General features: G+C 61.8%; 22 protein-coding genes and 1 pseudogene. 11 read left to right on the forward strand and 12 right to left on the reverse strand.

Annotated elements, in window-relative coordinates; translation table 11 throughout:
• A partial coding sequence (locus M0D64_RS35895) for a hypothetical protein (protein WP_308102538.1) occupies nt 1-571 on the forward strand: 571 nt, incomplete at its 5' end.
• A 146-nt stretch (nt 572-717) separates the two neighbouring features.
• On the opposite strand, the gene M0D64_RS35900 is transcribed toward M0D64_RS35895, so the two are convergent.
• From M0D64_RS35900 to M0D64_RS35930, 7 genes are all read right to left on the reverse strand, one after another.
• Nucleotides 718-1,527, reverse strand: coding sequence for a c-type cytochrome (locus M0D64_RS35900; protein ID WP_266261239.1), 810 nt, complete (start codon nt 1,525-1,527; stop codon nt 718-720).
• Nucleotides 1,524-3,149, reverse strand: coding sequence for a b(o/a)3-type cytochrome-c oxidase subunit 1 (locus tag M0D64_RS35905; RefSeq protein WP_266261240.1), 1,626 nt, complete (start codon nt 3,147-3,149; stop codon nt 1,524-1,526). Before M0D64_RS35905 ends, M0D64_RS35900 begins: the two co-directional genes overlap by 4 nt.
• Complete coding sequence (locus tag M0D64_RS35910) at nt 3,136-3,708, reverse strand: cytochrome C oxidase subunit II (protein ID WP_154565576.1); 573 nt, start codon at nt 3,706-3,708, stop codon at nt 3,136-3,138. Before M0D64_RS35910 ends, M0D64_RS35905 begins: the two co-directional genes overlap by 14 nt.
• Before the next feature lie 2 nt (nt 3,709-3,710).
• A complete protein-coding gene (locus M0D64_RS35915) occupies nt 3,711-3,887 on the reverse strand; it encodes a hypothetical protein (RefSeq protein ID WP_166618295.1) in 177 nt (58 codons plus the stop codon).
• A 30-nt stretch (nt 3,888-3,917) separates the two neighbouring features.
• Entirely contained in the window at nt 3,918-5,309 is a 1,392-nt protein-coding gene (locus M0D64_RS35920) for a cytochrome c (RefSeq protein WP_154565577.1), read from the reverse strand.
• Nucleotides 5,306-6,022, reverse strand: coding sequence for a c-type cytochrome (locus M0D64_RS35925; RefSeq protein WP_168435920.1), 717 nt, complete (start codon nt 6,020-6,022; stop codon nt 5,306-5,308). The genes M0D64_RS35920 and M0D64_RS35925 overlap by 4 nt, the downstream gene beginning before the upstream one ends.
• A 489-nt stretch (nt 6,023-6,511) precedes the next feature.
• Nucleotides 6,512-7,399, reverse strand: a complete 888-nt coding sequence (locus M0D64_RS35930) for a LysR family transcriptional regulator (RefSeq protein WP_266261241.1) — start codon at nt 7,397-7,399, stop codon at nt 6,512-6,514.
• Between the two features lie 98 nt (nt 7,400-7,497).
• On the opposite strand from M0D64_RS35930, the gene M0D64_RS35935 reads away from it, so the two are divergent.
• From M0D64_RS35935 to M0D64_RS35955, 5 genes and pseudogenes are all read left to right on the forward strand, one after another.
• The gene (locus M0D64_RS35935; protein WP_266261242.1) at nt 7,498-8,826 is read left to right on the forward strand and encodes an MFS transporter; all 1,329 of its coding nucleotides are present in this window, start codon (nt 7,498-7,500) and stop codon (nt 8,824-8,826) included.
• A 358-nt stretch (nt 8,827-9,184) separates the two neighbouring features.
• On the forward strand, nt 9,185-9,397 hold the full coding sequence (locus M0D64_RS35940; RefSeq protein WP_233465045.1) for a response regulator: 213 nt from the start codon (nt 9,185-9,187) through the stop codon (nt 9,395-9,397).
• Between the two features lie 137 nt (nt 9,398-9,534).
• A pseudogene (locus tag M0D64_RS35945) lies at nt 9,535-10,077 on the forward strand (histidine kinase); the annotation flags it as partial.
• A 387-nt stretch (nt 10,078-10,464) separates the two neighbouring features.
• Nucleotides 10,465-10,899: a CHRD domain-containing protein gene (locus M0D64_RS35950; protein WP_097391266.1), complete on the forward strand. Its 435-nt coding sequence runs from the start codon at nt 10,465-10,467 to the stop codon at nt 10,897-10,899.
• A gap of 127 nt (nt 10,900-11,026) precedes the next feature.
• The gene (locus M0D64_RS35955) at nt 11,027-12,001 is read left to right on the forward strand and encodes an alpha/beta hydrolase (protein WP_266261243.1); all 975 of its coding nucleotides are present in this window, start codon (nt 11,027-11,029) and stop codon (nt 11,999-12,001) included.
• Here M0D64_RS35955 and M0D64_RS35960 read toward each other — a convergent pair.
• On the reverse strand, nt 11,971-12,813 hold the full coding sequence (locus M0D64_RS35960) for an EcsC family protein (protein WP_154565590.1): 843 nt from the start codon (nt 12,811-12,813) through the stop codon (nt 11,971-11,973). The genes M0D64_RS35955 and M0D64_RS35960 overlap by 31 nt on opposite strands.
• 140 nt (nt 12,814-12,953) lie before the next feature.
• Here M0D64_RS35960 and M0D64_RS35965 point away from each other — a divergent pair, with 140 nt between their 5' ends.
• Nucleotides 12,954-14,549 carry an MDR family MFS transporter gene (locus tag M0D64_RS35965; RefSeq protein ID WP_266261244.1) on the forward strand — a complete coding sequence of 532 codons (1,596 nt, stop codon included), beginning with the start codon at nt 12,954-12,956 and terminating at the stop codon, nt 14,547-14,549.
• Between the two features lie 31 nt (nt 14,550-14,580).
• Nucleotides 14,581-15,078, forward strand: coding sequence for a MarR family winged helix-turn-helix transcriptional regulator (locus M0D64_RS35970; protein WP_266261245.1), 498 nt, complete (start codon nt 14,581-14,583; stop codon nt 15,076-15,078).
• A 185-nt stretch (nt 15,079-15,263) separates the two neighbouring features.
• Here the strand turns inward: M0D64_RS35970 and M0D64_RS35975 are convergent, their stop codons facing one another.
• Entirely contained in the window at nt 15,264-16,541 is a 1,278-nt protein-coding gene (locus M0D64_RS35975) for an amino acid deaminase (RefSeq protein ID WP_154565582.1), read from the reverse strand.
• A gap of 146 nt (nt 16,542-16,687) precedes the next feature.
• On the opposite strand from M0D64_RS35975, the gene M0D64_RS35980 reads away from it, so the two are divergent.
• From M0D64_RS35980 to M0D64_RS35990, 3 genes are all read left to right on the forward strand, one after another.
• Nucleotides 16,688-17,578: a MurR/RpiR family transcriptional regulator gene (locus tag M0D64_RS35980; protein WP_266261246.1), complete on the forward strand. Its 891-nt coding sequence runs from the start codon at nt 16,688-16,690 to the stop codon at nt 17,576-17,578.
• Between the two features lie 3 nt (nt 17,579-17,581).
• A complete protein-coding gene (locus tag M0D64_RS35985; RefSeq protein ID WP_266261247.1) occupies nt 17,582-19,063 on the forward strand; it encodes an amidohydrolase family protein in 1,482 nt (493 codons plus the stop codon).
• Between the two features lie 80 nt (nt 19,064-19,143).
• On the forward strand, nt 19,144-19,530 hold the full coding sequence (locus tag M0D64_RS35990) for a RidA family protein (RefSeq protein WP_154565592.1): 387 nt from the start codon (nt 19,144-19,146) through the stop codon (nt 19,528-19,530).
• Nucleotides 19,531-19,716: 186 nt separating this feature from the next.
• Here M0D64_RS35990 and queF read toward each other — a convergent pair whose 3' ends face one another.
• The 3 genes from queF to ilvA are packed head-to-tail and all read right to left on the reverse strand — an operon-like array spanning nt 19,717 to nt 22,987.
• Entirely contained in the window at nt 19,717-20,541 is an 825-nt protein-coding gene (gene queF, locus M0D64_RS35995; RefSeq protein ID WP_054037665.1) for an NADPH-dependent 7-cyano-7-deazaguanine reductase QueF, read from the reverse strand.
• Complete coding sequence (locus M0D64_RS36000; RefSeq protein ID WP_154565585.1) at nt 20,538-21,440, reverse strand: 5'-nucleotidase; 903 nt, start codon at nt 21,438-21,440, stop codon at nt 20,538-20,540. Before M0D64_RS36000 ends, queF begins: the two co-directional genes overlap by 4 nt.
• 23 nt (nt 21,441-21,463) lie before the next feature.
• A complete protein-coding gene (gene ilvA, locus M0D64_RS36005) occupies nt 21,464-22,987 on the reverse strand; it encodes a threonine ammonia-lyase, biosynthetic (protein ID WP_266238505.1) in 1,524 nt (507 codons plus the stop codon).
• Between the last annotated feature and the right edge of the window lie 133 nt (nt 22,988-23,120).

The raw sequence follows: 23,120 nt of genomic DNA on the forward strand, positions 1-23,120 counted from the left end.
GATCGCACCAGACGGTGACGATCCGCAGACCGGGGAAGTCCTTACTAATTCATCTTTCAGCGAGTGTCGGGCGATTCAGGAACGAACCGGAAATCGCACCATGAGCAAATCTACCAAGAACCCTCAAGCAACCTCACGCGCGCCCGTTGATGCGCTCCAGTACGAGAAACTCGCGCTCTCAGCTTTCGATTTGTGCAACCGGCAGTTGGATCAACTTAAGCGACTGGTTACGCTTCCGGCCTCAATACGTAGGACTCCCTGCATGACAAGGGAAGAACGGCAAAGCCAACAAGCGTTGCTGGAACTGCTTGTCGAAACTGGCGAAGGATACGAGCGCGAGATTGAATGCGACCGCGAACTGTACCAGGTGATCGCGCTTGATGCGAAGGACGTGCCTCATAGCCGCATCACGGCCAAACGTGCCGCGAGCCTTCTGTCTGAGGCAGTGCGGAAGAAATCAGATGAAAAGCTGAACGCGAAACCCGCAGATACCACGCGACCCAAACCGGTGCGCACAAAGGTCGCGTCGCGAGCAGAAGCGGGTGCACAGGCCGCCGCCGTTGCACATTAACCGGCACTAGAGGCCACCACGCAGAAGCAATGAAAAAGGCGCGAGCCGCGCGTAAGACATTGGGCAAAAAATGGCCCGCTGAGTGCGGGCCTTCTGACATGCTATTCGCGGTTAAGCGCCGCAAAGGCTAAACCAGGCTCAAACGGTCACTGCTGCGCCGCGTAATACTTAGCCACGCTATCGATCTCCGCCGAGGTCATCTGCCGAGCCACATTCCGCATCTGCTCATTGATATCGTTATGCCGGGCACCGGAAGCAAACGCCCGCATCTGCGCAGCGAGATAAATGGACGACTGTCCCCCAAGCCAGGGCGCAGCCCCTTTACGATCCGACTGTCCATGACAGGCCGCACAAGGTGCAATATTCCGCTGCGGATCACCCTGCATCGCAAGCTTCACAACATTCGCATCCGGTCCAACGCCTACAGGCAAAACCTCGGCCGCCGGCGCGCGAGACAGCGAAGCATAATAAGCCGCTAAATCATGCAGATCCTGATCGCTGCGAGCCGCAATAATCGGCTGCATCACCGCGTTCTGCCGCACACCGTTCTGATAGTCGCGCAACTCTTTATAGACCACGTCGGCATACTGCCCGGCCAACGCGGGCGCCGTCACCTGCACCGTGCCTAGCACGCCATGACACATCGAGCAATTCTGCGTCGCGATCGTCGCGCCGCGGCCAATCGAATTCGTGTCAGCGCGCGCCCGCCGCAAAGGCGGCAAGACCACCACCTCGCTCGGCGCCGGACCGGCAATATTGGCGCCGCCGTACCAACTCGACGGCGCGCCTGCCGCGCTGCAAATCGTCGCCCATAAGCCGCGCTCGCTGAATCCGCTGTTCGCCGATGGCAACCAGATGAAGCCGATCAGTATCGCCACCACGGCAATCGCAATCGTGCCGCCCAGGCTCGCCGTGAACCACGGGTTGCGCAAGCTGAAGACGCGTTCCTGACTCATCGCTGCGCTCCAACGACAACTGCCGGCACGGACGTCTGCGGCAATCTGAGCAACTGAACGATCGGCACACTGTAGTTGACAACCGTCAGCCCGATCATCAACGCCACCCACAAGCCGAAACTATTGAGCGCGGCAGGCACGTGCTCCACTGGCTGCACCGCGCTCGCGAAACGGAAACTCTGTTGCTGTACCTCCGGCCCGAATTGCGACTTCGCGAGGATGTAGATGAACAGCATGCCCGACACCACCAGGATCATTCCGCCCACCGCCGACATCCCCACCCAGAACGCCTGCGATTCCATCCCCGGCATGTTGTAGTCGTAGTAGGCCATGCGGCGCGGCGCACCGAGCAGACCGACGTAATGCCACGGCAGCGTCACCACCATCATGCCGATGAACCACAGCCACAGTTGCGTACGCACCAGTTTCACCGATGCAATCGCGCGGCCGGTCAGTTGCGGCCACAGTTCGTACGCGATCGCGAAGTACATGATGACGATCGCCCCGCCGAAAATCAGATGGAAGTGTCCGGTCACCCACTGCGTGTTGTGCACAGACGAGTTCAACTGATAGCTCATGTTGATCAGGCCACCCGCACCGCCAAGACCCAGCATCACGAACGAAAATGCGATCACCAGCATCATTGGGTTCTGCCACGGCAACGTGGTCAACCAGCCGAACGCGCCTTTGCCACCACGCAACCGTCCGGCGATTTCCACAGAAGCGCAGATGGTGAACACCGTCAGCAACGTCGGCACGGACACCATGCCGGTGAACACCGCATGCAGGAATTTGAAGCCCGAGCCGACCTGCGGATCGGCGAACAGGTGGTGAATGCCGATCGGCATCGCGAATACGAGGAACAGAATGAACGACACGCGCGCCATCGAATCGCTATAGAGCCGTCCGCCGATCGCACGCGGCACCAGCGTGTAGTACGCGATGTAAGCCGGGATCAGCCAAAAGTAGACGATCGCATGCAGCGTCCACGAGAACAGGATGCGCGAGAGGCCGGCATCGATCGTGTTGGTGAGACCGAAGGCGACGGGCAAGATCTGGAACAGGATTTCGAGCGCCGCACCGATCGCGGTCCATGCCCACAGATACGCGCCTGCGACGTTGGCGAACATCGCGAGCGGTATGGGCTTGCCAGGATTCGCACGCTTCCAGATGCGCAGATTCACGTGCATCAGCGCGACCCAGATCCACGAGCCGACCACCACCAGCACCACGCCAAGGTAATAGAACGGACTGCCGATCATCGGCGGATAGAAGGTGTAGAGCACCGAAGCTTTGCCGAGCGCGACCGGCACCATCGCCATCACCGCGCCAACTGCCAGCATGATGAACGCGGCCCACGCCCATTTCAGACCGACGAGCCGTTGTGCCAGCGCGAGTTCGACGATCGCGTAGCCAAAGCCCATTGAAACCAGGGTGGGCAGCACGTAAGCCATCACCGAGCCATGCGCGGTCACCGATCGATAGTAGAGTTCGGGGTCGCCGACCCACGGCACCAGCGGGCTGCGTACCAGCATCTGCCACGCGCCGAGCAGCAGCGCGACCAGAAACGCGATGAAGGCCAGCCAGAAATGCGCGAGAACGAGTCGCTTAGCGTGAAACACAGCTGAGCCTCCGTGATTGTCGGGCTTGCTCGAAGAACGTGGCTTTGTCGACGACCTTGACGTGCGCCCACATGGTCTGGTGGCCGAAGCCGCAGAACTCGTGACACGGCATGGTGTGATCGGCGGGTTGGTCGAAGCGGGTATTCAGCGTAGCGACATAGCCGGGCACGACCATCGTGTTGATGTTGGTGTCGGTCACGAGCAACCCGTGCACGACGTCGGCGCTGGTGGTGCGGATCGTGATCGGCGTGTCGGCGGGCACCAGCAGACATTGCGGCGTAAACGAATACTGCTGCGCGACGAAACGCACAACGACCGAACCGTCCGGCTCGACGGCGCTGCCGAGGTTGTCTTCGACGAACTCGCCCGACAGTTGCAGGCGCGAAGGATCGATCGTCTCGACCCGCGACGGCGGCATCATCGCCCAATGGAGCCCCGAGAACACGATGACGACGAGCATCAGCACGATCAGCGCCGTGGCGAAAATCGCCCAGCGGCGCTCGGCGCGTAAGGCGACTTCGTGGCCGCTGCCCGGTTGGTGATTGGAATCAGTCGACATAGTCAGTGGATGACGCCGCGCGGCAGAAAGACAAGAAAGTAGAAGCCGAACCAGATCGCTATGACGATCAGCGTGGCGACACCGGCCACGGCGATCGCACCGTGCGGGCCGGCCGCGACGACGCGTTCCACTTCTTCATCCGTAGGTGGGGCCGCGCTGCGGGTATCGTTCGCTTCCATCTGGAGATTCTCCGGTGCAGCGGTTCAGGTTCAGTGCAGCGGCGCTTTGCGCAATTCGTTGACCTCGCGGGACGTCACCGGCTGGCCGTGGTTGCCCCACGCAGTGCGGATATACGTGACGACGGCGGCGGCATCGGTGTCGTTCAACTCCTGACCGAACGGAGGCATGCCGTACGGCTCGGGATTGCGCGCGGTGCCGGGTGGGAAACCGCCATTGAGCACGATACGGATCGGGTTGACCGCGGAGTCCATTTCGATCGACTGGTTGCGTGCGAGCGGCGGGTAGTGCTGCAACTGGCCCTCGCCGCTCGCGCCGTGGCATAGTGCGCATTTGTCGGCGTAGATCTTTTCGCCGAGTGCGAACACGTTGGTATTGGTCGGTGCGGACGGGCCCGATTTGCGGCCGCGGTTGTCCGGTAACGTCTTGAGATAGACGGCCATCGCCTTGACGTCATCTTCCGTCATGTACTGAAGGCTGTGATAGGTGACTTCGGCCATCGGCCCGTACACAGCGCCGCGATCGGAAATGCCAGCTTGCAGCAGATCGACGATGTCCTTGATGCTCCAGTCGCCGAGACCGCCGTCTTTATCGGATGTGAGTGAGGGCGCGTACCAGTTCTGCACCGGAATCAGACCGCCCGCGAACTGTTCGCTTTGCGACGAGCCGCCGAGCATGTTGATCTTGGTGTGGCACATCGTGCAGTGGCCGAGCCCGTCGACGAGATACGCGCCGCGATTCCATTCGACCGATTTGGTCGGGTCCGGCTGGAACTCGCCTTCACGGAAATACAACGTGCGCCAGCCGTACAGCAGCTTGCGCTGATTGAACGGGAAGCGCAGCGTGTGCTTGTGGTTCGGCTCGCGTACCGGTGCCACAGACTTCAGGTACGCGAAGATTGCGTTCGAGTCTTCACGTGTGACCTTGGTGTACTGAGCGATCGGCATCGCAGGGTAGAGCAGAGTGCCGTCCGGCGTGCGGCCGGTGCGCATCATCTTGAAGAACGCGTCCTCGCTCCATGTGCCAATGCCGTACTGCGCGTCCGGCGTGATGTTCGGCGAATACAGCGTGCCGAACGGCGTATCCATGGCGAGGCCGCCGGCGAACAGCTTGCCACGCGGCGCGGTATGGCAGGCGACGCAGTCGCCGGCGCGCGCCAGATACTCGCCGCGTTTGACGATGTCGGGACGGGTGTCGGTTTTGTCGGCAGTGGCCATTGCGGTCGTGGCGGTCGTGGCGACAGGCACGGCTTCAGCCGCGCTCGCCTCAGCGATCAACAACGCACGCGGTGCGCTGAAAAGCGCGGCGCCGCCACCGACGATCAAGCCGGCAACCAGCAAGCAGGAGACGAGCGAAACAGCGGTGCGACGGCGCTTCGTCATGGCATACGCAACAGGGCGGCTCGAGCGGAAGGTCGGCTTCATTGCGGTTGGCTCCCGCATGCAAGCGGCAGCCGCTCAGCGGACGCCGGCGAGGGCCGCGGATCGGCAGGGCGCGGCTGGCGCGCGAGCCAGCTCGATACCGCGGTGATGTCCTTGTCGGTCAGCTTGACGGCGATCGAATGCATGCAGTCCGGCGCAAGCGCGTGACGTGTGCCCGAGCGCCACGTACCCATCTGCCCGGCGATGTAGCTCGCATGCAGGCCGAGCAGTCCCGGAATGCCAGGTTGCGTACCCGTCATGCGCGCTCCATGACACGCGATGCACGCCGGGATCTTGCGTGCCGGGTCGCCTTGGGTGACGAGCCGTTGTCCGGCTGCGAGCACTGCCGGTGCGACGTCGGTGTGATCGGAATTGGGGTAGGGCGGTTGCAGGTCCGCGAAGTACTGGCTGATCTTGCGCAGATAGTCGTCGGGCAGGAAGGCGAGCAGATAGCCCATTGGCGGATAAGTACGGCCGCCGTCACGAAACGCACTCAACTGATTGAACAGATAGTCGGCCGGTTTGCCGGCGATGCGCGGGAAGTAATCATTGTTCAGACCTTGGCCTTGCACGCCATGACACGAGGTGCAGGCACGCACGCGCTCGTCCATGGCAGAGGGCATCGCGGCTGACGCGTCGGTGGCTGCGAACGCCGCGCCACGCCACATGACGTAAAGCACCACCAGAATCGAAAATCCGATAGATCTACGATGCACGCGAGGCCTCGCCGAGGGAACGGTTATTTTCGCTATTTATTTCTCATGCATTCGCTCGTGAATTCACTCATCGGATTCGATGAACGATGCATGACAAGCCTGCCAATTCTTTTTCATCACGACTGCATGAACAGCAAATCGAAACGGACTTATTAAGGAGGCACAGTATTGAAGCGATGCGGCAATGCAACTTCTTTATGAAGCAATGATCTGCCTGAGTGCGCCAATGGGTGACGGCTTTCGGGCTGCGGTAATAACGCTTGATGCGTCTCGCAGACGTGTAGCAGGTTGCAGGAATTTATCCGATGCGTCAATGAAATTTGCGAGACCAATCGGTGATGTATTTGATCAGCATAGGCGTCGATTAGAGCGCCTTCAATATTTGTTCTGTGTCTGCTTCGAGTGCGAACTGCATCGCTGAATGCGATTGATGCACTGCGTTTCTGTCGTGTTCCTTGAGTTGCAGCGCGTGCATCGACGCGGAGCGCGTCAACTGAAGAGATGCATCAAGGCCGTGCGTGCGTTACTGACGCGTTCGCTTTCGCCGATTCGCCCCGGCAACAGATGAAACTCGACAGCGGGCAGCGCGGGCAACCCGACGCTCGGTGGACAGGCCACCAGGCCCCCGCCGATCGACGATTCGTTCAGGCAGGAAATGCCCAGCCCGGCCTTCAGCGCCAGTTGCAACCCAGCCACCCCTGAGGCCGAATGCGACACCAGATACGGCACCTTGTGCTCATCGAGGAGCTTCACGACGAAGCGCTGCAACTGACAACTCGACGGTAGCAATACCAATGAATAAGGCGTGGCCGGCCGCGGACTGGCATCGGCCGCGCAGACCCATAGCAGTTTCTCGCGGCGCACCACGGTGCTTTGCGCGCCGCCGCGCCGGTTGGCGGAGCGTGCGTTCCCGGTGACGAGCCGCAACGAAAGGCCGATGTCGTACGACGCATCGTCGCCGGCGCTGCTATCGATCACCGCGCTCGGCTGCACGGTGACGTGCAGTTTCAGGCGCGGATGCTGTTCCGAGAATGTCTTGAGAATGCGCGCGATGTCGAGCGGACGGTAGTAGTCCGTGATGGCGATGCGCAGTTCGCCGTCGAGCGAGCGGCCTTGCAGGTCCTCGAACGCCGCCTCGCTCATGGCGATGATGCGGCGCGCGTGATCGAGCAGGCGGCTACCGGCCGGCGTGGCGGTCACACCCTGCTTGCTGCGCACGAAGAGTGGCTGGCCAGCGCGTTCCTCGAGTTTCTTCAGTTGCTCGCTCACCGACGACTGCGACAGGAACACGCGCTCCGCGCCCGCCGAAACGCTGCCCGATTCGGCGACGGCGACGAAGGTGCGCAACTGCGTCAGGTCAAATCCGCGCTGGCTCATGATTCGGTGTATCCGATGGAAATCATCTGATTTTCCGGCTTTTCCGATGGATTGCCCAGCCGTAGGATACCTCCAATTCATTCATTGCAGAGGCTGTCATGGGAAACGATTCGATTGCCGCCGTGCGGGTGCCGGGTGAGCGTACGGCGAGCCATCGGTGGAAAGTGCTGGGAGTCGGCTTTGCGGCGAACGCGAGCTTTTCGGCCGCTTTCTCAGGGATTCCGACCACGGCCGTGTTTTTGCGTTCGGGCTATCACCTCGGCAACAACGGGCTGGGGCTGGTGCTCGGCATGCTCGGTTTGGGCATCGCGGTCAGCGAGTTGCCATGGGGACTCCTGACCGATCGTTGGGGTGATCGCCGCGTGCTGTTGCTGGGGCTTCTTTCGACTGCCGCGGCGCTAGCCGGGCTGGCGTTGTTCGTGGTGCCGTCCGGCTCGCATGTGCCGGGCGTGGCGACGCTCGCGCTCGGCTTGTTGCTGGTCGGCCTACTCGGCGGCAGCGTCAACGGTTCGAGTGGCCGTGCGGTGATGGCCTGGTTTCGCGAAGGTGAGCGCGGCCTCGCGATGAGCATTCGGCAGACTGCGGTGCCGGCCGGTGGAGGCCTGGGCGCGCTGATCTTGCCGGCGCTTGCCTCGCGATTCGGCTTTGCCAGCGCGTACACCGTGCTGGGCCTTGCGTGCGCGATTACTGCGGTGTTCGCATGGTGGTGGTTGCACGAGCCTTCGCACGTCGAAGGGAACGGTGTGGGTCCGGCTCGCAACGCTGCGGTTGCCGGAGCAGGTGCAGGTGCGGTGCCGGTGAAGGTTTCGCCGTTACGCGACATCGGCATCTGGCGCGTGGCGCTCGGCGCCGGCGCGTTGTGTGTGCCGCAGATTGCCATCGTGACATTCGGGACCGTCTTCCTGCACGACTTCGGCCGCGCCGGTGTGCTGGCGATCAGTTTGACGATGGCGGCCGTGCAAACGGGCGCTGCGATTGCGCGGGTCTGGAGCGGTGCGTGGACCGACCGGCGCGGCAATCGACGTGCTTACATGCGCGCCTGCAGCGTGCTGACCGCGGTGCTGTTCGCCTCGCTCGCGCTGGTGACGGGTCTGGCCGGGATGCACCATACGGCGATGACAGCGGTGGTCGCGCTGATGATCGTGCTGGGCGGCATAAGCGCATCCGCATGGCACGGCGTTGCCTTCACGGAACTCGCGACACTCGCGGGGACGAGCCGTGCAGGCACCGCACTCGCGATCGGCAATACCTGCGTCTTTCTCACGTTGTTCCTGACGCCGCTCGCGATTCCGCTGCTGTTGTCGGTGGGTTCGTGGCCGATGGTGTGGGCGGTAGCCAGTGCATGCGCCTTGATCGCGTTACCGGTATTTCCGCGCACTGCTCGCGTTAGCAAGCTGACGGCGGCACGCGCTTGTGATGCCACATGATGAAGTAATGGTGGCCGGTGGCGTCATGCTGCTGGTCAAATTCGTTATTTTTCACGCGACGAGAGCGGCGGCGCGCGCTCTCGTCGCTGCAGTGCTTTTCAGAAGCAAACAAACAGCGACGGAAAAATTCTCGCATATTCGATTTGCATAATTGCGCATTCCTGCTTTGATAGTTTCGCAATGGACTATCAAATTGTTGGCGGGTTTCAGAGCGCTCCGATTTTCTCCGGTTTGTAGCAGTGGTTTCATGGCCGCCCTAGTGTGGCATCCAACGCCACTGGGCCATTAGAGCACACGTGAAGCGAGCGGTATTTCCCTATACGTTTGCTGAGTATGCCTACAACAACGGAGACAAATCATGACGAACGTTCGAGTCATTCTTGCGGACGATCATCCTTTCGTTCTGCTTGGCGTTCGGGCCGCGCTGGAAATGCGCGCCGGTGTCGCCATTGTCGGCGAAGCGGCTACGCCCACTTCATTGATCACGCTGTTGGAGAGCACGCCATGCGATGTGCTCGTCACCGACCTGACGATGCCGGAAGCAAGCGATAGAGGCGAGCAGGAGGGGTGAGGTGTACGTCGGCCGCTCCATCATCGAAGCGCTTGCCCAGCCTCGAGACGACGCGAGCGAGTTGCCGCCTGTATCGCGATTGTCCCCCAGAAAGGCAGAAGTTATAAGAATGTTCGTGCGTGGCCAATCGATCCGCCGCGAACACCGCGCCGGAGGACCTGAAGCTATGTCGTGACGCCGGCATGGACGACTGCCTCGTCAAGCCGACGCGACTTGCTACGCTACGCGAGTACCTGAGCCGTTGGTTCGGCACTGACAGCGCATGGCAAGCTGCTCCTGCTGAAGCGGTCAACGCACCGCCGGTTTCCGGGCCGGATGCGCATGGCGGCGCAGAGCCATTTGTCCCGGTCGACCTGAGTCACATGACGCAGTTGTGGGGGAGCGAATCGACCGTTAAGGCGTTGCTCGATTCATTCGTTTCATCGGTGCGCGAAGACGTGCAGGCATTGTCGCCGCTACTCGAACGCATCGAGGTCGAGCGTCTGCGCGAGTGGCATCATCGCGTGGCAGGCGCGGCGAGCGTGTTGCAATACCCGCCGCTGCTCAACGCGTTGGAAGACTACCGCCGGGATATCACCGTCAAGACGCCGGAACGCTTGCGCAGCGACGGGCTGGCATTGGCGCGCAAGTGCAATGCGATGCTCGATGGAATCGAGGAGCAGGCTGCATTACTTGCGTGACGCTGCTTCGCACCGCACCGCACCGCGCGGAAGCGAGGCTGTAGCGCCTCGCTTGGGCGATCGCATTGGCGCGCGCTCGTGAGTAAATCCACGCGTCGAATCGAGAGGACGAAAAAAAACGCGGCCGAAGCCGCGTTAAAGATTTGGAGACATCCCTCGATGAAGGAGTCACTTCTCGCAACCGGAAGCATAGTCGGGATGACGCAAAAGATTCAGTACAAATTGCGCAATTAACTGTTTGTAAATATCGAAGAAGGCGTCGAGCAGATCGCCGCGATGTCATTTGACCCCGACGCAAACAGCTACAACGGATTTGCACTAGTATGTGGTGGCTCTGCGCGTGACCGAAATGTCGGTGCGGCGGTGCATCAAAGTCCGGAGAAGACCATGATTGCGCTTCGAAAACTGAATCTTGCTGTGGTGGTGTGGGCATTGGCGTCGGGCGTCGCCTTTGCGGATACGGTGGCGTTGAAGGCCGATCTCGAGCCGTCGAGCGAAGTGCCGCCGCGCGTGAGTCACGGGCACGGCATGTTGAACGCCACGTTCGATACGTCGACCAAGTCCCTGCAATGGACGATCACCTATGAAGGGCTGAGTGGTCCGGCAACCGCCGCGCACTTCCACGGTCCTGCGCCGGTCGGGCAGAACGCCAAGGTCCAGGTGCCGATCGGGAAGGACGCGCTCGCGAGCCCGATCAAAGGATCGGCGGCGCTCACCGAACAGCAGGTGACGGACCTGATGGCGGGACAGTGGTACTTCAACGTCCATACTGAGCAGAATCCGACGGGCGAGATTCGCGGACAGGTTTTGCCGGCGAACTAGGCCAGAGGAAAACGAGGAAGACCTTGCCCGGTGGCGCGGGCGCCTTTTCGGGATTAGAAGCCGCCGTCCACCGGCGCGGCGGCGACTGCACGTACCATGTGGGACACTATCGAAGGAGCGTGTCCTGATGAGCTGGCAAAGTGCACTCGCGTGCTGGTATCTGCGTAAGCAGTTTCGACCGCAAACCCTCAAGCCGAGTATCAATGTCGAGAAGGCGCGTGCGCTGACGGCCAAGCGCGCCTGGTCGCCGCGTGTGCCGGGCGGTTGGCGTCTGCGCGAATCGTACGGGCCGGACAATTGGCCACTGCAGGGTGAGTGGATCGAGCCGGCTGACGGCGTGTCCACTTCCGGGAGCGGCCCGATCGTGCTGTATTGCCACGGTGGTGGCTACTATTTCTGTTCGCCGCGTACGCATCGCTCGCTCGTATTCGACCTCGCCACGCGTGCGAACGCACCGATCTTTTCCCTCGACTACCGTCTCGCGCCCGAGCATCGCTTCCCGGCCGCGCTCGACGATGCAACCGCGGCCTACCGTCAGTTGGTCGCGGACGGCACGCCGCCTGAGTCGATTGTGATCGCGGGGGATTCAGCGGGCGGCGGCCTTGCACTCGCTACCGTAGTCGCCTTGCGCGACGCCGGCGATCCGCTACCGGCAGGCTGCCTGCTGTTCTCGCCGTGGACCGATCTGGCCGCTGCCGGCGCCACCATTCGCACCAACGACGGTCTCGATCCGATGTTCAGCGGTCCCGCGATCGCGCGGGCCGCGCAGGTTTATCTCGGCGACACGTCCGCCACGCATCCCTACGCTTCGCCGGTCTATGCCGACCTGAACGGCTTGCCGCCGCTCTTCATCATGGCGGGCAGCACCGAGGTATTGCTAGACGACTCGCAACGCGTTGCCGACAAGGCGCGCGCGGCGGGCGTCGATTGCGAACTTGAGGTGTGGAAGAAGATGCCGCACGTCTGGCCCTTGTTCACGCCGTTCATCCCGGAGGGCGGCCGCGCGCTCGACCGCGCCGCGGCCTTCGTGCGGCGCGTGACGAGTGCAACGAGCGGGCGTGACACGGCCGCTCAGCCAGCCAGGGTGACGTCGATCGCCTGATAGGCGGCTTCGACCGTTTCCTGGCCGTATTGCCGCTCCAGCCGCCGCACGGTGAAGTGGCCGTGCGCGACCTGCTGGAAGTGGTCGATGAATACCGTATTGACCATCGCGCCAAGCACCGCCCCGATCGCCGGAATCGACTTGGCGGCGATCTGCTCGCTCACCTGCACCGAAAAGCGCGCGGCAATCGTGTTGAGTAAGCGTAACAAGGCCGCCGAGCCATGCGCGGTGAAGCCTTTCGTCGCGATTTCGGATGAAGCCTTCGATACCGCCTGTGCCAGCGCACCGCGCATGATGAAGTAGCCGAAGTCGGCGTCGTCGTCGGCTTTCGAGGTGCCGCCCATGCCGAGCACCGTCAGGCATTGCAGTTGCGTGTCGATCGACGACAGATCCTCGCCCTCGCTGCGCGCGATGTCGCAGATCGAGCGAAACATCAGCGTGGTCGTGACCGGCAACTCCACTGGCAGCGCGAACAGACCGAATGCGCCGCCGGCCGCGCCGGTGGTCGCCACGGCGAACTTGTGCAGCAGGTTGCTCGGCTTGTCGGGCACCACGAGGGGCGAGGCGCCAGCCTGCCGCCCCAGCGTGCGCAGCGCGATCGAGAGGCACTTGCGCAATGCCAGTTCCGTCGCATCCGTGACCTTTTCGTTGGCAAAAGCCGGCATGCGCGCGAGCAGCTTCTCGAGCGGCGAGCCGACGATGCTCGCCAGTTTCATCGCCAGCGCGGGGCTCTCCAGTTCGTGTTTCGCGCGTCGCAGCGCGCTCAGGTCGTCGTCCGATAAGGATTGTGCTGCGAGCGAACTCGGCTCCATGTGCCTCCCTGGCGTCATGTATTGTCCATTCTTCAGTCGATTGCCGATGCGATGAGCCGCACCGGCGCGTTCCAGCTTAGAGCATCACCTCATGGTATGATTCCCAATCGTTTGACGAGTCAACTGTTGCCCCATCAAAAATGGCTGTCCATACCGCGGCCCACCACTCGAGTGGGCAAGTTTTACCGTTCCGTGAGTCGCTGCTGGCGATGCTCGGCGTTTCCTTCGTTTCGATGCTGGTCGCACTAGACCAGACCGTGGTCGGCACCGCGTTGCCCACGATCGTCGCGGAGCTGAAGGGTTTCGAGCTCTACGCGTGGGTCGGCACGTTGTATTTGCTGACATCGGTGATCACCGTGCCGATCTTCGGCCGCCTCGGCGATTACTACGGGCGCAAGCCATTTGTGATCGCATCGATCGTCGTATTCACTGCTGCTTCGGTGCTCTGCGGCGCTGCCAACAACATGCTGTTCCTCGTGCTCGCGCGCGGCTTGCAGGGCATCGGCGGCGGCATGCTGGTCGGCACAGCCTTCGCGTGCATTCCTGATCTATTTCCCGACTCGGTCGTGCGACTGCGCTGGCAGGTGCTGATGAGTTCGGCGTTCGGGATTGCGAACGCGGTGGGGCCGTCTCTCGGCGGTTTTCTCACGCAGTACTACGGCTGGCGCTCAGTGTTCTATGTGAATCTGCCGGTCGGCTTGCTGTCGCTATTTTTCGTCTGGCGCTTCCTGCCGCATCTGCGGCACATCGAGCACGAAGGCAAGATGCGGCTCGATTGGCCGGGTGCGTTGTTGATCGCGGTGGCGCTCGGCTCGCTGCAATTGTTCGTCGAGTTGTTGCCGAAGCACGGCGCCACCTTGGGCGCCTTCGCGCTGCTTGCCCTGAGCGTCGCCTCGGCATACGGCTTGTGGCAGTGGGAAAAGCGCTGCCCGACGGCGATTCTGCCGGTGGATATGTTTCGTAATCGCAGTCTGGCCGCGCTCTTCACGCTCGCCGTGCTGGGCGGTTTCACGATGTTCTCGTTGCTGTTCTACGCACCGTTGCTATTTCAAGGTGGCTTCGGGATGTCACCGAAAGAGGCGGGGCTCGTCATTACGCCGCTCGTCGTATTCATCACGATTGGCAGTATCGCCAACGGACGTATCGTCTCGCGTGTACGCAATCCGAATCTGATGCTGTACGTCGGCTTTGCGCTGGTGGCGCTGTCGTGTCTCGGCGTGGTCGTCGCGACGCGTGCCATGCCGCAATGGCTGCTGATGTCGTTCATGGTGCTCGGCGGCCTCGGCCTCGGTTTCGTGATGCCGAATCTGACGATCTTCGCGCAGCAGACTGCGGGCCGCGAACACCTCGGTATCGCTACCGCGCTGCTGCAGTCGCTGCGGATGATCGGCGGGATGATCGGCACGGCGCTGACCGGCACGCTGATCAGCCATATGTACGCGAGCGGCGTGCGCAGCGCGCTGGAAAACGATCACGCGTCGCAGTGGTTTGCCGATCTCGGCGACCCGCAAATCCTCATCAATCGCGATGCGCAAACCACCTTACTCGGCGAGTTGACGCATGCGGGTCACAACGGCGCGATGCTGCTCGAGAGTGCACGCGAGGCGCTCGTTTCAGCAATTCATCTGGGTCTCGCGCTCGCGGCGATCATCGCCGTGGTGTCCGTGTGGCAAAGCCGCCGTGTGCCGCCGGTCAAGCTCCAGCGCAAGCTCGAGCCGGTGATTCACGCGGATTGATTTTTTAGCCTTACCGTTTTACTGACAGATCATGGAAGAACAGGACCGCGTCGCCGTCATGCAACAATTCGGCCGCACTTATCGGGCGTTCATGTCGGCGTTCGAAGCCCACGTGGGCCATCCATTGCCGCGCTGGCGCATTCTGCTCGCGCTGCACGAGCAGGCCGGCGAATCGTCGCAGAAGCGGCTGGTCGAGCGCTTGCGCGTCGATCCGGGCGCGCTGACTCGGCAGCTGAAAACGCTGGAGGGTTTAGGCTGGATTGCTCGCAGCATGGATACGCGCGACAACCGCGTGACCAATGTGCGTTTGACCGAAGCGGGACGGTCGGCGACCGAAGCCAGCCTGCCGCGCCGCAATGCTTTTTTGCACGACACGATGGCGGCGTTGCCGGACGAAGCGCTGAGCGCGTTGTCGGGGGCCTTGAAGATGCTGGAAGTGCGGATCGGCGAAGTGGCGGCTACGACTGGCGCTGCAGCCGCGTCTGTTTCCCAGGTGTCCGACACGGCGGAGGCCGACCCGGCTCGCTAAGCTTAAGCTCGACTCAAAGCCGCGGCGACTGCCGGAGTACCTGGCGCGGATGCCATCCAAACTGCGGCTCTCGGGAGACGCGCCCGCCGGCCGAAATCCAGCGAGGATCGAACGTGCCGATGGAGTGGGAAGGCCGCAACAAACGGCGCGCCACCTCGCGGTGAAACGCGCCGGTTCTATCACGATCAGAAGAACGTTTCGATCACTTCCGTGACGCGATACGACGGATCGACCACCAGCACCTGACGCCACTTGTCGAACGTCAGGCACGGATGCGAGATGTCGAACGCGATCATGTCGCCTACCTTCAGATCGGCGCCTGCGGGAATCCGCAGATACGCGTGCTGATCCATCAAGCCGAAAATCTCCCAGCCTTCGCTCGCCGCGATATCGCGCGGCGCTTCGGTGCCCGGACGATAGTGGCGCGACGGTTCCGGCATGCCTGCATCGAAAGCGGAATCGCGCTTGCCGAGGCCGATGATCGCGCGATCCGGTTCCGGAATCGACTGCACATACGCCCACAGTTGCAGCGCCGGCAGCAAGCCTTCGCCCATTTTCTTCGCGACCGGATTGCGCGCGAAGATGTCCGTCTGCGCCTTGCGGTAGACGCCGACGTCATGCGTCAGATAGCAGCCGGGCCGCAGCACGACTTCGACCTTGCCGGTCTCCGAGGCCTTCACGAATTCTTCCGCGACCACGTCGTACCAGGCCGAGCCGGCGCCTGACAGAACAGCCGGCGTGCGGGCAAAACGTCCTTCCTCGACAAGCGCGCGCGTCACAGCGACGGCGCTCTGCAGGAACTCGCGCACTTCGTGCTCTTCTTTCAGCACACCTTCATACAACTCGACGCCTGCCAGCTTCAACACATCCGGATAGCGCGCGATCGCCTCGAGTACCGCGTTGCGCTGCGCTTCGTCGCGCACGCCGGTGCGGCCGCCCGGCACGCCGAGTTCTAGCAATACTTGCAGCGGCTTGCGTACCGACGTGAAAAACTGACCCAGTTGCTCGACGCCTTCGACCGAATCGACGAGGCAGAAGAACTCGAAATCAGGGTCGCTCAGCAACTCGGCGATCATCATCATGTTGCGACGGCCAACCAGTTGGTTGGCCATCAGGATCCGCGAAACACCGCCGTGATACGCCGCGCGCACCTGATGCGCGGTGGCGAGGGTGATGCCCCATGCGCCGGTTTCGAGCTGACGGCGAAACAGTTGCGGCGCCATGGTGGTTTTGCCGTGCGGCGCGAGCTTGACGCCGTATTCCGCGACGAACGCCTGCATCCACTTCAGGTTGTGTTCCACACGATCCGCATACAGCACCGCGGCGGGCAGGCTCACATCTTCGTTCAGCAGGTTCCACTCGAGGCGCGCGGCATCCATGAGTTGGATGCTGGTGCCCGGAACCATGCCCAAGCCCTTGCTATAAGGATCAATCGTTGCGCCCTGATAGTTTGTAACTTTCATGTCTCCCTGCTCCATCGTCCGGTTAAATCGAATCAAAGTTGACTTTACCATGTTACCGAAAGTACGATGGTTGAAGGAATGTTATTTAGTACCACGGTTTTCCGGAAGCGCTTTGTAAGCGTTCGCGAGACACCCCACAGCCTGCAATGAACCTGACCGCCGAACCACTGGCCTTCGATATCGTCGCGCGCATCGCCGAATGCGCGCCGGAACTGCGTTCGGCCGAACGGAAGGTTGCCGCGCTGATTCTCGACGACCTGACCGGCGCATCGCGCGCCAGCATCGGCGCGCTCGCCCAGCAGGCGGAGGTGAGTGTCGCGACCGTGACGCGCTTTGCCAAAGCGGTCGGGTGCCGCGACGTGCGGGAGTTGAAGCTGCGGCTCGCGCAGGCGGCCGCTGTCGGTCAGCGCTTCCTGCAGGCGGGCGGACCCACCGACGCACCCGAGCCGATCGCCACCCGCGTGTTCGACGAATTGCAGACCGCGCTTGCCCATAACCATCAATTGCTGCGGCAGGCGCCTTTAGCCGAAGCCGCAGCCACGCTGCGCGCCGCGCGGATGATCTACGTGTTCGGCATGGGCGGTGGCTCGACCGCGCTTGCCGACGAGATGTGCTTCAGACTCGTGCGCCTCGGCCGGCCGGTTGCGACCTATCAGGACGGCTTGCTGCAGCGCATGGTGGCGAGCACCGTGTCGCGCGAGTGCGTGGTGATCGCGTTGTCCATCACCGGGCGCGTGCCCGAGATGGTCGAGAACTGCAAGATCGCACGTAGCTACGGGGCGACCGTGATCGCTCTGACCGCGCCGGCTTCGCCGTTGGCCAAACTGGCCGATTGGGTGATCCCGATCGTCGCCTTCGAAACCGATTTCATTTACAAACCGTCGTCGTCGCGTTACGCGATGATGATGGCGCTCGATGTGCTCGTCACTGAACTTGCCGTGAGTCAGGGTGACGAGAGCCGCGAATTGCTGCGCCGCATGAAGCACGCGCTCGACGCGCACCGTGGCGGCGGCGATCGACAACCGTTAGGAGACTGATCCATGCATTCGCATCCCGAAGCCGCCGACACGCTGATCGTCGGCGCACAACTGTACGACGGCACGGGCGCGCCACCGGTCGAACGCGACGTCGCGATCCGCGACGGCCGCATCGCCGCGATCGGCAATCTGTCGAACTGGCTCGCCGAAGAGGTGATCGAGGCGAACGGCCGCGCGCTGGCGCCCGGCTTCATCGACGTTCATACGCATGACGACACGCACGTGATCCGGTCGCCGCAAATGCTGCCGAAGATCACGCAGGGCGTGACGACGGTGATCGTCGGCAATTGCGGGATCAGTGCGTCGCCGGTGTCGCTGAAGGGCGATCCGCCTGATCCGATGAATCTGCTTGGCGAGCGCGATGCGTTCCAGTACCCGACTTTCGCTGCGTACGTCGAAGCGGTGAACGCCGCGCGTCCGGCGGTGAATGTCGGCGCGCTGATTGGGCACACGGCGTTGCGCAGCAATCAGATGGACCGGCTCGATCGCGCGGCGACCGCAGCGGAAATCGACGGCATGCGCGCGCAACTCGAAGAGGCGTTGTCGAACGGCGCATTGGGTCTGAGCTCCGGGCTTGCCTACGGCTCCGCCTTCTCCGCGCCGACCGAAGAAGTGATGGCGCTGGCCGAGCCGCTCGCCGCCGCAGGCGCGCTTTACACGACGCACATGCGCACGGAGTTCGACGCGATTCTCGATGCGATGGACGAAGCGTATCGGGTGGGCCGTCACGCGCATGTGCCGGTGGTGATTTCGCATCTGAAGTGCGCTGGGCCGTCGAACTGGGGGCGCAGCGAAGAGGTGCTGAAGTCGCTGGAGGGCGCACGTCGTTTGCAGCCGATCGGTTGCGATTGCTATCCGTACAACCGCAGTTCGTCGACGCTCGACGTGAAGCAGGTGACGGGCGACATCGACATCACGATTACGTGGTCGGAGCCGCATCCCGAGATGGCGGGCAAGCTGATCAGGGAGATTGCCGCCGAGTGGGGCGTCACGCAGCAGGAGGCCGGCAAGCGGTTGCAGCCGGCGGGCGCGGTGTATCACAACATGTCCGAGGACGACGTGCGGCGCATTCTTTCGCATCCCGCGACGATGGTTGGCTCGGATGGATTGCCGAACGATCCGTTACCGCATCCGCGGTTGTGGGGCGCGTTTCCGCGCGTGCTTGGGCACTACGTACGTGACGCCGGTTTGCTGCCGCTTGAAGAGGCGGTGCGCAAGATGACCAGCTTGTCGGCGCGCCGGTTTGGTTTGGCGCAGCGCGGCGAGGTGCACATCGGTTATCACGCGGATCTGGTGTTGTTTGATCCGGTCAAAGTGCGCGACGCGGCGACGTTCGAGAAGCCGCAACAGGCGGCCGATGGAATTGATGCTGTGTGGGTGAACGGCGTGTTGGCGTATCGCGATGGCGCGGTGACCGGCGAACGGGCAGGGCATTTTGTGGCGCGTGGTGCGGCGTCGAAGGGTGATGCGCACGGCGCGTTTTGATTTTTTTGTTTTCTGATTGATGTGACAAGCGGTTGTGGCGTTGCTCGCGCCGCGTGCCTGACTTTTTAAGGAGTTGGATGATGAAGCGATATGGTGTTGAAGGTGGCAAGGGTACGGGTGGTCAACATATGCCCTTTGCTCGGGCGGTCGAAGCGGATGGCTGGTTGTTCGTTTCCGGGCAGACGCCGATGGAAAATGGTGAGGTGATCAATGGTGGCATTGTTGAGCAATCGCACAAGGCGATTCAGAATGTTTTCGGTATTCTGAAGGAAGCTGGGTATGGGGCGGAGCATGTTGTCCGCTGTGGTGTGTGGCTTGATGATCCGCGTGACTTTGCTTCGTTCAATAAGGTGTTTCGGGAGTACTTTGGGGAGAATCCGCCGGCGCGGGCGTGTGTGGTTTCTTCGATGGTGATTGATTGTCGGGTTGAGGTTGATTGCGTGGCGTATAAGAAGCCTTCGGCTTGATGGTCTTTTTTGTTTGCCGCAGGCGCTGATTTGGGGTTTGGTTGCCTGCTCGGCGCTTGTTTGTCTGTGTGCCTGGGGCTTTGGCCTTTCCTTGAATTGTTAATAGACCACTAACATTTCAAGGAAAGGCCAACGCCCTAAGAACACTGACAACAAGCGCCGCGCAGGCAAAAAAACCACGCCCCCTTATTGCCGCGCTAACCGCAAATTATCCGGCATAGGCAAATTAAAATTCGTCCGGAACGGATTAATATCCAGCCCGCCGCGGCGGGTATACCGCGCATAAACAGCAAGCTTCACCGGCCGGCAGGCCTTAAGCACATCGATAAAAATCCTCTCGACGCACTGCTCATGAAACCCAGTGTGATTCCGATAGGAAATGATGTACCTCAGCAAGCCCGCATGATCGATCTGCGGCCCAACATAATGAATCTGCACACTGCCCCAATCAGGCTGCCCCGTCACGGGACAATTCGACTTAAGCAGGTTGGAAACCAACGTCTCCTCAACAGGCGACTCGTCAAACGCAGCCTTCAGCAACGAAGCATCAGGATGATAAACATCGGTATCGAGATCGAGCCGGTCCAGCGACAACCCGTCAAACTCTTCCATCTGCAATTTGCCGAACTCATAGGGCGCCGCCAGATGAACAGACACCGTCGCGCCGCATGAAGCGGAAACATCCCGTTTGATCGTGTCGCGCACAACTTCCATCGACTCGAAAGCCGTCTGCGCAAATGACCCCAGATAAAGCTTGAACGACTTCGACTCGACAATGTTCGGCGAATCAGCCGGCACAAAGAAAGTCGCCACCGCAATCTGCGGCTTGCCGCGCGCGTTCAGCCAGGAAAGCTCGTAAGCGTTCCAGATGTCCGTGCCGAAAAACGGCAACTGCGCGCCAATCCCAATCGCCTCGCGCGCATTCTTTCGGGCAATCGGGAAGAGCAGCGAAGCGTCATATTGTTCGGTGTAAGTGGATGCCTTACCCAGCGGTGATTGTTCGGGTGTCATGATGCGTTCACGATGCCACTCAGCACGTGCCCCGTCGCCGTCACGACGCGGGCCGATTCGCAGTGGCCAATTTGGTCGTCGAAGAAAAAGTCCGGCTCGAACTCGCGCAAAAACGCGCTCTTGTCGAGGCCGCCGAGGAACATCGCTTCGTCGATTTCGATGTTCCACGCCATCAATGTGCGAATCGCGCGCTCATGCGCGGGGGCCGAGCGTGCCGTCACCAATGCCGTACGAATATGCATCGGTGCGGCTTCGTCCGCGAGTTTCTGCAGGCGGTGCAGCGCTTCGAGCAACGGCTTCAAAGGCCCATCCGCAAGCGGCAAATCCTTGTTGTGAATCTCATGGCCGACGAATGCCCGCAAGCCATCTTTCTGAAAGATACGCTCGGCTTCGTCGGAAAACAGCACGGCGTCGCCGTCGAAGGCAATCCGGATCTCGTCCGGGTACTTGCTCGCCATTTTCGCCGATTCGGGCAAGACGCGCGCGGCCGGAAATCCGGCAGCCAATGCATCGCGCACGTCGTCCTGATTCGCAGACAAAAACAGCGAGGCGTTCAACGGTTTCAGATAACCAAATGGCGCGCGCCCACGTGTGAACACGCCACGCTCGATCGCCAGCCCATACTCCCTGCACGAATGAAATGCGCGCAATCCACTGATCGGATCGCTGCGCGACAGGATCACCACTTCGACCCGATGGCCACCGGCATTCAAGGCCAGCAGCTTGCGGATCAGCGGGAACGCGACACCCGGTTTGGCGGGCACAGCTAGCCGCTCACGCTGCAATGCTTCATACGCTTGCAGGTTGCCCTTCTCGTACACGCAGTTCTCTTCCTCGAAGTCGAACAGCGCGCGCGACGAGATTGCCACCACCAGTTTGTCGACAAGCGAAAGAGCCATCTGCGCGTTTTAGTCCAATAAGATCAAGCGAGAAACAATCGGTACACGGGATTCTGCGTCTCTTCCCAGCACGGGTAACCAAGCGTCGTGATAAAGCGGTCGAACTCGCTGTTCTCGCTTACCGGCACCTGGATGCCGACCAGAATCGAACTGTAGTCCGCGCCCTGGTTGCGATAGTGGAACAGGCTGATATTCCAGTTCGGCGCCATCGACGACAAGAACTTCATCAGCGCGCCCGGACGCTCCGGAAACTCGAAGCGGAACAGGCGTTCGTCGTGGGCCAGCGGCGAACGGCCGCCGACCATATAACGGATGTGCTGCTTTGACAGTTCATCGAAAGTCAGATCGACGGTGGCAAAACCATGCGCTTCAAATGCGCCCGCGATCTGCGCGGATTCGCTGCGATTGCGGATCTGCACACCGACGAAGATATGGGCTGAATTCGCGTCCGCAATGCGGTAGTTGAACTCGGTGACGCTGCGCGTCCCCACCAGTTCGCAGAAGCGGCGGAAACTGCCGCGCTCTTCCGGAATCGTCACGGCGAACACCGCTTCACGCGCTTCGCCGACTTCGGCGCGCTCCGCCACGAAACGCATGCGGTCGAAGTTCATGTTCGCGCCGGACGTGATCGCAATCAGCGTCTGGTCCTCGATGCCTTCGCGCTCGGCATACTGTTTGGCACCCGCCACGGCCAGTGCGCCGGCCGGCTCCAGCACGCTGCGGGTGTCCTGGAACACGTCCTTGATCGCGGCGCACAGTGCATCGGTGTTCACGAGCAGCACGTCGTCGAGATATTCGCGGCACAGGCGGAAGGTTTCTTCACCCACGAGCTTCACGGCCGTGCCATCCGAGAATAGGCCCACTTCATTCAACGTCACCCGTTCGCCTGCTTTTAAGGAAGCCGCCATCGCACACGAGTCGTCGGTCTGTACGCCGATCACCTTGATCTCTGGGCGCACCGATTTCACGTACGCAGCCACACCTGCCGCGAGTCCACCGCCGCCGATCGGCACGAAGATCGCGTGGATCGGGCCCTGATGCTGGCTGAGAATCTCCATTGCGACCGTGCCCTGGCCGGCGATCACGTACGGATCGTCGAACGGGTGGACAAACGTCAGGCCGCGTTCTTCCTGCAGCTTCACCGCGTGACCGTACGCATCGCTATAGGACTCGCCGAACTGCACGACTTCGACTGTCGCCCCGCCATGTGCGCGTACCGCATCGACCTTCACCTGCGGGGTCGTCACGGGCACCACGATGATCGCCTTCACCCCCATGCGGGCCGCCGACAACGCGACGCCCTGCGCATGATTGCCCGCCGACGCGGTAATGACACCCCGTTCCAGCGCATCCGCCGGAATATGCGCCATCTTGTTGTACGCGCCGCGCACCTTGAATGAGAACACCGGCTGGTTGTCCTCACGCTTCAGATAAACCGGATTACGCAGCCGTGCCGACAGATTCGGCGCGCGTTCGAGTTCGGTCTCGCGGGCCACGTCGTAGACGCGCGCGGTCAGGGTTTTCTTCAGGTAGTCGTGGGAAGCCATGCGGGGGGCGCGGTGCGCTTTGCGAGACGGGAAAGGGTCAATGATAGCGCCAACGGTGTGCACGCTGGCCCTCAGTGAACCTTCGGCGTATCCCGGCGCGCCGGCGGCAAAGTCCAACCCGACCGTCCGGTCG

Origin of the sequence: Paraburkholderia sp. WS6, assembly GCF_030464835.1 — a bacterium.
In the GTDB taxonomy this organism is placed as follows: domain Bacteria; phylum Pseudomonadota; class Gammaproteobacteria; order Burkholderiales; family Burkholderiaceae; genus Paraburkholderia; species Paraburkholderia madseniana.

Excerpts from the sequence above, each read along its gene's own strand:
- M0D64_RS35900 (WP_266261239.1), bottom strand. The coding sequence starts at position 1,527 with ATGAGTCAGGAACGCGTCTTCAGCTTGCGCAACCCGTGGTTCACGGCG.
- M0D64_RS35910 (WP_154565576.1), bottom strand. The coding sequence starts at position 3,708 with ATGTCGACTGATTCCAATCACCAACCGGGCAGCGGCCACGAAGTCGCC.
- M0D64_RS35915 (WP_166618295.1), bottom strand. The coding sequence starts at position 3,887 with ATGGAAGCGAACGATACCCGCAGCGCGGCCCCACCTACGGATGAAGAA.
- M0D64_RS35920 (WP_154565577.1), bottom strand. The coding sequence starts at position 5,309 with ATGAAGCCGACCTTCCGCTCGAGCCGCCCTGTTGCGTATGCCATGACG.
- M0D64_RS35930 (WP_266261241.1), bottom strand. The coding sequence starts at position 7,399 with ATGAGCCAGCGCGGATTTGACCTGACGCAGTTGCGCACCTTCGTCGCC.
- M0D64_RS35935 (WP_266261242.1), top strand. The coding sequence starts at position 7,498 with ATGGGAAACGATTCGATTGCCGCCGTGCGGGTGCCGGGTGAGCGTACG.
- M0D64_RS35940 (WP_233465045.1), top strand. The coding sequence starts at position 9,185 with ATGACGAACGTTCGAGTCATTCTTGCGGACGATCATCCTTTCGTTCTG.
- M0D64_RS35950 (WP_097391266.1), top strand. The coding sequence starts at position 10,465 with ATGATTGCGCTTCGAAAACTGAATCTTGCTGTGGTGGTGTGGGCATTG.
- M0D64_RS35955 (WP_266261243.1), top strand. The coding sequence starts at position 11,027 with ATGAGCTGGCAAAGTGCACTCGCGTGCTGGTATCTGCGTAAGCAGTTT.
- M0D64_RS35960 (WP_154565590.1), bottom strand. The coding sequence starts at position 12,813 with ATGGAGCCGAGTTCGCTCGCAGCACAATCCTTATCGGACGACGACCTG.
- M0D64_RS35965 (WP_266261244.1), top strand. The coding sequence starts at position 12,954 with ATGGCTGTCCATACCGCGGCCCACCACTCGAGTGGGCAAGTTTTACCG.
- M0D64_RS35970 (WP_266261245.1), top strand. The coding sequence starts at position 14,581 with ATGGAAGAACAGGACCGCGTCGCCGTCATGCAACAATTCGGCCGCACT.
- M0D64_RS35975 (WP_154565582.1), bottom strand. The coding sequence starts at position 16,541 with ATGAAAGTTACAAACTATCAGGGCGCAACGATTGATCCTTATAGCAAG.
- M0D64_RS35980 (WP_266261246.1), top strand. The coding sequence starts at position 16,688 with ATGAACCTGACCGCCGAACCACTGGCCTTCGATATCGTCGCGCGCATC.
- M0D64_RS35985 (WP_266261247.1), top strand. The coding sequence starts at position 17,582 with ATGCATTCGCATCCCGAAGCCGCCGACACGCTGATCGTCGGCGCACAA.
- M0D64_RS35990 (WP_154565592.1), top strand. The coding sequence starts at position 19,144 with ATGAAGCGATATGGTGTTGAAGGTGGCAAGGGTACGGGTGGTCAACAT.
- queF (WP_054037665.1), bottom strand. The coding sequence starts at position 20,541 with ATGACACCCGAACAATCACCGCTGGGTAAGGCATCCACTTACACCGAA.
- M0D64_RS36000 (WP_154565585.1), bottom strand. The coding sequence starts at position 21,440 with ATGGCTCTTTCGCTTGTCGACAAACTGGTGGTGGCAATCTCGTCGCGC.
- ilvA (WP_266238505.1), bottom strand. The coding sequence starts at position 22,987 with ATGGCTTCCCACGACTACCTGAAGAAAACCCTGACCGCGCGCGTCTAC.